We start from the raw sequence: 2141 nt of genomic DNA, 5'->3' as shown, positions 1-2141 counted from the left end.
GTTCCTCGAAACGGTGTTCCGACACCATCGCCACCACGACCTCTCGATTCGCCTCGTTACCCAGACCGTCGACGAGTTTTTCGAGCACGCTGAAAGTGAGGCTATCCTCGACCAGTGTGCCGTCAAGCAGTTCCATCGCTTGGATGGGATGGACGACCAGTGGGCCGACGAGTTCGGACTGAATCACGCCCAGATGCGGTACGTACAGGACGCGGTTCCCGGGAACGAAGACGCCGGTTTCTCTGAGGCACTCGTTGGCGTCGACGGCGAATGGCGTGGTATCAGAGTCGAAGCGATGCCCAAAGAGAAGGAAGTCATCGACTTCGACCCGACCGAGCAGCGGCGGGCGTCGCTGCCCGGTGCTGGTGAGACAGCAGTCTCTACGGATATTGAGGCCTTTCGGACGGAGTTAGCGCAGCAAGCAAACGGAGAGTCACAAGACATGCAGACTGATTCGACAGCAACTGACAACGGCCAGCTTGGAGGTACCGACGATGCCTAAGCGTGAGTATCTTCGTGTGACGCCGACCTCAGAGGAACTCACAGCCCGCGGCATCCCGAAAACGCTCGAGAGTCTCCACAAATTGACCCCTGACAGCTCGGGTCTGCGGTCGAAACTCAACCCGTTTACATCCGCGACCCCACCGCGCTTCGAGTTCCTTGCGCTTAGCACGGGGCAAGACGCGCCAGTTGAGTTCTACTATGGTGCTGACGACTATCTCGGAACACTCGAAGAGCGACTTCGATCTATCTATCCGAAGACGTTCGACATCGAGCGTGTCGAAGTGGACGTCGCGTCGAAGCTGATTCATCCGGTTGCATTGTCTCACGAGGAGTTCGTCGAGCGGTACCAGCAGGGTGACCTGCAGTATGAGTTCTCCGACGACGAACAGTATCCGGCTGCAGATGTCGACGCGGACGTGACGCCTGACGCCGGCGAAAGCACCGTACACGAGTCTGAGGGTTCACCGACGGACGTTGCCGACGAGATGGGTGGCAGAACGGCGGACGGACTGGTGTCGATTGGAGAGACAGTTGTCGAACTTGAAACGACTGACTCGCTCGCTGACGAGGTTCCACCCACGTCCGTCGAGAAGCCGACAGTAGCCGCAGACGGGACGATTCTCGCCCGCCCCACAGTCGACGCCGTCTCACCACGGGGCGTGCGGTGGTGTGGGTCGGCAGTTCGAAAGCAAGACTGGATGTCATCGTTGACTCCGCTGACGGCGACGCCTGACGAGAGCACGCTGCCGGCGGTCGACGAACCGGGAGCTGTGCTTGCGTCGCTGATCGACCATCTGAATGATGCTCGTGAACCGCTCGCGTTCCAAGTCGTGTTTCAGCGCCGGGAGAGCTGGCAAGCGGATGCGGAACTCCGCAAAGAGGACTTGAATGATGGACGGGATACGCTGTCGCAGAAAATCCTTGGCGACCTGCTCGACCCCGAACTGGAGTACGAACGTCGCACCCGTGACGAGTTGAGTGACATCGTCGTCAAGCGACTTGATGCGATTGATGCGGTCAATCCCAAGCGCTCGTACACGACGAATATCCGGGCGATTGGTGTACCAACGAGTGAGGCTGGTCGCGACGCCCTTGATGACCGCCTGTCGTCACTCGCGCCGGTGTTCGACCCACTCGACGGCCCGTTCTACGAGATCGAAGCGACGCGACTTCGAGACCGTGGCTTCCGACAATCGAAGAAAGAACAAAACGCGCGAGCAGCGCTCCAGCGACTCCTCTCGCGAGAAGTAACGACTGGACGTGGTAAGACCCGGCCGGAGTTGGTTCTCTGTGGGGCCGAGATTGCGAACTTCATCTTGGTGCCGTCCTCAGACCAACTGACGGTCGAAGGAACGCGAGGGACGCGTGCTGAACAGCAGAGTCGTGATCCGCTTCCGTGGCCCAATCCCGACTTAGTCCAGCAGTTCCGGGAAGGAATGGCCATCGGGTATGCACTCGATGAAAACGGCTCGCCGCAACAGCGTCCGATTCGGATTCCGCCGAAGCTCCTGACGACACACTACGGTCGGTTCGCCTCAACAGGAAGCGGGAAGTCGAAAGCAATCATCAACGATGCGCTGTCGCTCCGTGAGACGACTGGTGGTCCCGTCGTCATCGTTGACCCGAAGGGCGACGGA

The 2141-nt window shown here is 59.6% G+C and carries 1 protein-coding gene and 1 pseudogene; both read left to right on the top strand.

The window, feature by feature from the left end; translation table 11 throughout:
• Nucleotides 1–502, top strand: a pseudogene (locus AUR65_RS20245) (VirB4 family type IV secretion system protein); the annotation flags it as partial.
• A partial coding sequence (locus AUR65_RS12115) for a helicase HerA domain-containing protein (protein ID WP_146047424.1) occupies nt 495–2141 on the top strand: 1647 nt, incomplete at its 3' end. The pseudogene AUR65_RS20245 and the gene AUR65_RS12115, both read left to right, overlap by 8 nt.

This window comes from Haloferax marisrubri, assembly GCF_001469875.2.
In the GTDB taxonomy this organism is placed as follows: Archaea; Halobacteriota; Halobacteria; order Halobacteriales; family Haloferacaceae; genus Haloferax; species Haloferax marisrubri.
Note: the sequence above shows the minus strand (reverse complement) of the source record. Positions and strands in the feature narration are given on the sequence as shown.